Below are 6,749 nucleotides of genomic sequence, written 5' to 3'. Positions count from 1 at the left end.
TGGGTGGTGGTGGCGAGGGCGGCTTGGAGGCGGCGGAGTTTGCGGCGGGCGATGATGGTGGGGTCGAGGTGGGGGTTGGCTTGGTCGGGGTGTGGGGGGATGTGGAGGGCGAGGATGTGGTAGTTGTCGGCGATTTCGATGCCGCATTCGCGGGCCATGGTGCTGGTGGGGTGGCCGCCGAGGAGTGCTGAGGTGAGGGTGTGGACGGCGTTGTGGTGTTCGGAGACGACGGCGCGGAGTTCGCGGACGTAGGCGCCGGAGACGGCGGTGGTCATGGTGTCGAGGATTTCGACGAGGAGTTTGGCGCCTTGGAGGAGGTTGGTGTAGTCGGTGTGGGTGAGGGTGAGGGTGGGTTCCGCGTCGGCGGCGCTGTGGCCGGTGTTTGCGCTGTTGGTGCTGTTGCCGGTGTTGGTGCGGGTTTTGGTGGTGGCGTTGGTGACGACGAGGTCGAAGCCGATTTTGAAGCCTTCGTGGATGGCGTGGTGGATGGTGTCGATGGGGACGCCTTCGCGGGCCCAGGCGGCGGCGGCGTCTTTGAGGCGTTCGGTTTTTTCGGGGATGTCGCGGCCGTCGAGGAGGCTGATGGCGAGTTCGAGGCAGGTGCGGGTGATGGTGGTGATGTCGCCGTGGATGGCGTCGCCGGGGAGGGTGCCGCAGGGTGCGACGTTTTCGACGAAGTGGCCGACCATGTGCCGCGACAGCGACCACACATCCTTCAACGGCGACGACATCGGCCGTCCCGAAAAGGTGAGACTGGACCGGTTGGAGCTGTCGACGGTCATCACTGACTCCTTCTACTCCCGAACTATCTGTTCCGGCGGTTAACGCTAATCGGCAGGCCGGGAACCGAGGGTGCTTCGCGAATCGTCTGTGCGGAAATCGAAGCAGGTCGGCGGGCCGTTGTGATCGCTCACAGTCGCCGGGACGTGAATCGATTCCTCAATGCCACAATCGGCGGCAGGGCAGCGGTCGCAATCCGGGCCGGACCATGCCGTCCACGGTGACGGCCAGCCCGGAGTGCACCGCGGCGGCGGCGAACTCCCAGGCCTCGGCGCGGGTGGCGGCGTATTCGAGCACCATGTCGGCATCGGGGCCGGTGCCGCCGAAGTAGACCGTGATCCGGCGAGTGGGGATGTCGGGGACCGTATCGGAGATGTCCATAGCCGTGCTCCTTTGCATCGGTGCAGGAACGAAGCTACGTACTCGCGGGTAACCCGAACAGGTTTCAGTGTGTAATTCATCGCGTAACACAGACCGCCGCGCGGCAAACTTGTGATTTCTCAGGACCTGCGGTGCCGATTTCGGGTTGCCTCGCGCGCGCGATAATCTCTTGGCCCATGGGCCATACCGCGGTCCGGCGGGCGCTGAGCGTCGCCGCCGGCAGTCTGCTGCTGTTCGCTGCCGCCACGACTTCCGCACCGGCGCAACCGATCTACCCGGCACCGGATCCGGATCCGTTCTACGCCGCGCCGGCCGATATCGCCGAGCACAAGCCCGGCGACGTGCTGGCGACGAAACCGCTACCGCCGCTGGACATCTTCCCCGACACCGACATCACGCTGATCAAGTTCCGCTCGACCAATTCCGAGGGCAAGCCGATCGCGTCGACCACCACGGTCCTGACCCCGCGCAAGCGCGCGGCCGACGGCCCGCTGCTGTCGTATCAGACCATCATCAACGGACTGGGCACCGATTGCGGTGTCTCCCATGTGCTCTACACCAAGAACCCGGATCTGATGGTGCGCGAGGCACCCGCCTACAACGTGGTGTTGCAGCGCGGCTGGAGTATCGCGATGCCCGACCATCTCGGGCCGCAATTCGCCTACGGCGCAGCGCGTCTGGGCGGCCAGATCACCCTGGACGGCATTCGGGCGGTGCAGCACGCCGCCGATCTGAAACTCGAGCACAGCCCGGTGACGATGGCCGGCTACTCCGGCGGCGGCATGGCCACCGCGTGGGCGGCCGCGCTCGCGCCGGTCTACGCGCCGGAGCTGCGCATCGCCGGGGCCGCGGCCGGCGGCGTGCCGATGAACATGGTGAAGATGCTGGAGGGCCTGGGGTACGGCTCGCATCCGGCCTTCGGCCTGGCGATGGCGGCCGGACTCGGCCTGGAACGCGAATACCCGGACCGGTTCCCGCTGTCGGAGCAGCTCAACGACAAAGGTATGGCGGCGCGGCAGGTGATGGCCAACAGCTGCACCAACGGCCTGCTGGCGGCGGGCGCGGGACACGGAGTGACCGAGTTCGCCAGAACCACGTCGATGACCGAGGACCCGACCGCGCGCAAAGTGGTCGAGGACAACAGTCTCGAGCTCTACACCGACAGCGTGCCGAATATGCCGGTGTTCGAATGGCATTCGCCCATCGACGGCCTGATTCCGGTGGACTCGATCATCGAAACGGACCGGCGCTGGTGCCAGGCCGGGGTGTCGGTCCAGTCGGAGGCCATTCCGGTACCCGACCACCTCACCGCGGCGGTACTGGGCCTGCCGCAGGTCCTGAACTGGCTGGACGGTCGCATGCACGCTCAGCCGGTGCCGAGCAACTGCTGAGCGCGCCACCTCCACACCGCTCGCGCGCCACGAATTCGATATCGATGCGGACTCGCGCCGCACACGATCCGAACACGCCGCCCGGGCAACCGGATTCGCGCCGGTAGTCTCGAAACACCTGGTTCAGCGCCGAACTCGGGTTGGTAGCGCACGGGGACCAGCGGTGAGCTTCAGTGGGGTGCGTCATGCGAATTCGGCATGTTCTGGTCACGGTATTGCTACTCGGTTGCGGTCCCGTCGCGGGTACCGCAGCGGCGCAGCCGCCGATTCCTCTGCCTCCCTTGCCCTTACCGGCGGTTTCGTTACCGGGGCTGCCGACGCAGCCGGATGCCCAGGATCCGGCGGCGTCGAATCCGCCCGCGCCGGGTCTCGCGCAGTTGCAGCAGTGGATCGACGTCCTGATTCCGCCGCCGCCCATCCCGGTGGCCGATCAGGCCGCCGCGGGGGAGACCGGTGTCACCGCCGATCTGGCCCGGCTGCAGACGGCCGTCATGCCCTCACCGGTGGGCGATCCGCTGCTCGACGACTGGCCGTCCGATCTCGCGGGGCTGCGTCCCGGTGACGTGATCGCGACCCGGGACGTGACGACAACCGCCGCTCCGCTGCTCGTGGTGCCCGTGCGGCAGGCGCTGCAGCTGAAGTACCGCACGACCGACGCCCACGACGCGCCCTCGTACGCGACTGCGACACTGGCGATTCCGGCCGCGCCGTGGACGGGTCGCGGATCGCGGCCGGTGCTGGTCAACAATCTGCCGATCGACGCGCTGGGACGGACCTGCACGCCCGGCTACACGCTCGCGCACGGTTTCACCGGCGATACCGGGACCACCGATTTCGTCCCGCCCACCACCCAGCTGGCGCTGCTGCGCGGATACGCGGTGCTGATTCCCGATCACGAGGGCCCGCGGATGGCGTATGCCGAGCCCTTCGTGGCCGGTCACGCCGTGCTCGACGCGATCCGGGCGATGCGTGCGACGCTGCCCGCCGAATTCGGCGCCAGCCGGTATGCCATGCACGGCTACTCCGGTGGTGCCATCGCCACCCGCGGTGCGGTGGCGCTGATCGATTCCTACGCACCGGAATTGGCGCCGGCGATCGTCGGTGCGGCACTGGGCGGGGTGCCGGCCGACTATCAGATCCTGTCGCAGAGCATGAACGCCAACTTCGCGTCGGGAGTCTTCCTGGCGGCCACCTTCGGGGTGGGGCGCGAGCGGCCGGAGATCCTCGCCCGGATGAACAATCTGGCCCGGTGGGCCGCCCTGTCGCCGCTCAAGGACACCTGCGCCGGCGTTTTCGCCGTCCCCGGCGTGCTGTCGCTGCCGATCGACATCGCCGCCGACACCCCGGATCCGCTGCACAGCGCGCTGGCCGACGACATCTACCGGGTGACGCGGATGCAGGGCATGAAATCCGCTGTGCCGCTGTACGTCTACAACGGCGAACAGGAATTCTGGATTCCGGCGGCCGGCGCCCGCGAGTTCTATCGCGACCAGTGCTCGCTGGGAGTGGCGGCGGTGTACCGCAGCGTGCTCGGCGAACACATCATCGCGGCCGGATTGGGATATCCCGAGGCGATGGGCTGGGTCGATCAACGATTGCAGGGTGTGCCGGCTCCCAGTGAATGCTGAACGGCCGCTTCGTTCATTCGCGCTGTCGTCGCGGAGAATTTTGTGCCGCGACCCCAGCCGCTCCCGGGGCGATTCATGAATTGTCATCGGATCGCCGGTGTTTCGGGTTCGAGGCGATTCCGTGGCCGTACCGTGATGTGAACGCGGCACCGGTTTTTGCGCGGACGGTGCCGCGTTCGGCAACCGGCGCACCCGCACCTTCCGGAAGGAGAGGAGGTCGGCACTGCGGACGCCGGACCGGCCACCGGTGAGCGGCTCCCGACTCGAAGCCGCCGCTCACGGCGCACAGCTCGACCCGCGGCACCAGGACTTCCAACCCCCTCCTCGACGCGGTCACTGTGCGTAGTAGTGGAACCGCCCGCCGGGTGCATCCTCACCCCAAGGCATCCGGCGGGCACACTTCGCGCGGGGACAGATTCTGGAGCGACCCGATGACACCATCCGCACCCAGCCTGGCGGCGACTCTGACCCGAAGCGTGCGCATCGAGGCGCCGGCGTCACATTCCGACACCACCGCCGAATTCGGCGCGGGGGTGCGCGAATGTCTGGCCCTGGCCGCCGATATGGTCGCCGAACCCGACCCGGAACCGGCGGATGCCGCGCGTCTGGCCGAACTGGTCGGCCGGGCCGGCGCGTGGGCGCGCGAGGGCATCGACCTCGACACCGTGCTGCGCGCCTACCACGAGGCCGTGCGGCACGCGTTCAGCGATATCGCCGGTGGCCGCGGTGACGGCGAGACACTGGTCGCCGACGCCGAACAGGCGCTGCGCCTGCTGGAGACGGTGACCGTGGCGACCTCGGCCGCCTACCTCGACGAACACCGCTCGGCCGCACGCCATCATCAGACCGCGGCCCAGACCCTGGTCACCGCGCTGCTCAGCGGTCACGGCCGTGCGGCACTGGCCCGCCGCACCGGGATCGTGGTCGCACCCGCCTATCAGGTGGTGGCGTTGTCGATCGCCCCGCATCCCGGCGAATCCGATCCGCGCCGCAACGCCGAAACCGTGGCGCGCCGCAAACTGCGCCGGCTGCAGAGCGCGTTGGCGCCGGTGCTGGGTTCGCGGGCGCTGTCGCTGCTCTCGGTCGACGGCGGCACCGTACTGGTGCCGGTGGAGGACCTCGATGCCTCCGCCCGCATCGATGCCCCCGTGCTGACCGCCGACACCCTGGATGTCCTGTCCGCGGCGGCCTCGGTGCCGCTCACCGCGACCGTCGTCGCGGGTCCCACCGCACGCATCCCGGAGCTGGCCGCCGAAGCCCACGAACTGCTGGAACTGGTGCGCGCACTGCGTCGTCCACCGGGCCTCTACGGGATCGCCGACGTGGCGGTGGAATATCAGCTGACCCGGCCCGGCCCGGCGCGTGCGCACCTGGCCGCGGTGCTCGGTCCGTTGCGGCCGCATCCGGAGCTGCTGGAAACCCTGCGCGCCTACGTGGATTCGGGCCTGGACCGCAAATCGACCGCGGTGCGGCTGGCGATCCATCCGAACAGTGTGGCGCACCGGGTGCGGCGCATCGAGCGGTTGACCGGCCTCGAGCTGGCCCGTCCGGACGGGATCGCGCGGGCGAGCCTGGCGTTGCTGGCATTCGATCTCGGCACCGATTCGCGCATCGAGGAGTACGCGTGAGAGTCGCCGATCGCGATCTGCTCCGCGAGCTGGAACCCGTCGCCGAACGCTGTCTCACGGACCATCTGCGCAAGTCGCGCGCCTGGCATCCGCACGATTACGTGCCCTGGAGCGAGGGCCGTAATTTCGCGGCGCTGGGCGGAAACGATTGGGCGCCCGAACAATCGGCGTTGCCGGAGGTGGCGCGGGTGGCGCTGGTGACCACGCTGCTCGCCGAGGACGAGCTGCCCTCCTGTCATCGTGCGATCACCGAGACGTGCGGCGGCGACGGCGCGTGGGGACGGTGGGTGGGATGCTGGACCGCCGACGAGAACCGCCATGCCATCGTGATCCGCGACTACCTGGTGGTGACTCGCGCGGTGGATCCCGTTGCGCTGGAACGCGCCCGGATGACGCGGCTGACCAGCGGCGTCGCCGCCTCGCAGGCCCCGCGGTTGCTGCGCGGGTTGGCCTGTGTGACACTGCAGGAGCTGGCCACCCGGATCAGTCACCGCAACACCGGCATCGCCTGTGGTGAACCGATCGCCGACCGGATGCTGTCGCGCATCGCCACCGACGAGAACCTGCATATGATCTTCTACCGCAACATCGCCCGGGCCGCCCTCGAGCTGGCACCGGACGCGATGATGCACGCGATCACCGAGGCGGTCACGGGTTTCCGGATGCCCGGATCGGCCCGGCCCGGCTTCCGGCGGCACGCGTTGCTGCTGGCCACCCACGGCATCTACGATCCGGCGCAGCATCTGGAGATGGTGGTGCGGCCGGTGCTGCGCAACTGGCACGTGTTCGAGCGCACCGATCTGACCGGTGCGGGAGAGCGGGCCCGCGACGAACTGGCCGTCCATCTGTCCGCTCTGGAGAAGGGCTGACCGACCGCTTCCGGGGAACGGCGGGAAACGAGCGCGCGCCCGGGAGACGGCGTTCGCGGATGCTTCGGCGGT

6 protein-coding genes are annotated in these 6,749 nt (G+C 68.8%); 4 read left to right on the top strand and 2 right to left on the bottom strand.

Going from position 1 to position 6,749, the window contains the following annotated elements:
• Together RJ03_RS27755 and RJ03_RS27750 are read right to left on the bottom strand one after the other, a co-directional pair.
• A partial coding sequence (locus RJ03_RS27755) for an RsbRD N-terminal domain-containing protein (RefSeq protein WP_036507784.1) occupies positions 1-782 on the bottom strand: 782 nt, incomplete at its 3' end.
• A 157-nt stretch (positions 783-939) separates the two neighbouring features.
• Entirely contained in the window at positions 940-1,161 is a 222-nt protein-coding gene (locus RJ03_RS27750) for a hypothetical protein (RefSeq protein ID WP_036507781.1), read from the bottom strand.
• 176 nt (positions 1,162-1,337) lie between these two features.
• On the opposite strand from RJ03_RS27750, the gene RJ03_RS27745 reads away from it, so the two are divergent.
• The 4 genes from RJ03_RS27745 (at position 1,338) to RJ03_RS27730 (ending at position 6,677) form a co-directional block, all read left to right on the top strand.
• Positions 1,338-2,552 carry a lipase family protein gene (locus RJ03_RS27745; RefSeq protein WP_036507779.1) on the top strand — a complete coding sequence of 405 codons (1,215 nt, stop codon included), beginning with the start codon at positions 1,338-1,340 and terminating at the stop codon, positions 2,550-2,552.
• 281 nt (positions 2,553-2,833) lie between these two features.
• Entirely contained in the window at positions 2,834-4,180 is a 1,347-nt protein-coding gene (locus RJ03_RS27740; protein ID WP_245552402.1) for a lipase family protein, read from the top strand.
• Between the two features lie 431 nt (positions 4,181-4,611).
• A complete protein-coding gene (locus RJ03_RS27735; RefSeq protein WP_157163505.1) occupies positions 4,612-5,808 on the top strand; it encodes a PucR family transcriptional regulator in 1,197 nt (398 codons plus the stop codon).
• Complete coding sequence (locus RJ03_RS27730) at positions 5,805-6,677, top strand: acyl-ACP desaturase (protein WP_063820455.1); 873 nt, start codon at positions 5,805-5,807, stop codon at positions 6,675-6,677. Before RJ03_RS27735 ends, RJ03_RS27730 begins: the two co-directional genes overlap by 4 nt.
• The last annotated feature ends 72 nt before the right edge of the window (positions 6,678-6,749 follow it).

The sequence above is a fragment of the Nocardia aobensis NBRC 100429 genome, from assembly GCF_000308375.1.
GTDB classification, from domain to species: domain Bacteria; phylum Actinomycetota; class Actinomycetes; order Mycobacteriales; family Mycobacteriaceae; genus Nocardia; species Nocardia aobensis.
The sequence above is the reverse complement of the archived record's forward strand: the minus strand, read 5'-3'. Positions and strand labels throughout refer to the sequence as shown.

Bases quoted from the DNA above. Each gene is read 5' to 3' on its own strand.
- RJ03_RS27750 (WP_036507781.1), bottom strand. From the start codon at position 1,161: ATGGACATCTCCGATACGGTCCCCGACATCCCCACTCGCCGGATCACG.
- RJ03_RS27745 (WP_036507779.1), top strand. From the start codon at position 1,338: ATGGGCCATACCGCGGTCCGGCGGGCGCTGAGCGTCGCCGCCGGCAGT.
- RJ03_RS27735 (WP_157163505.1), top strand. From the start codon at position 4,612: ATGACACCATCCGCACCCAGCCTGGCGGCGACTCTGACCCGAAGCGTG.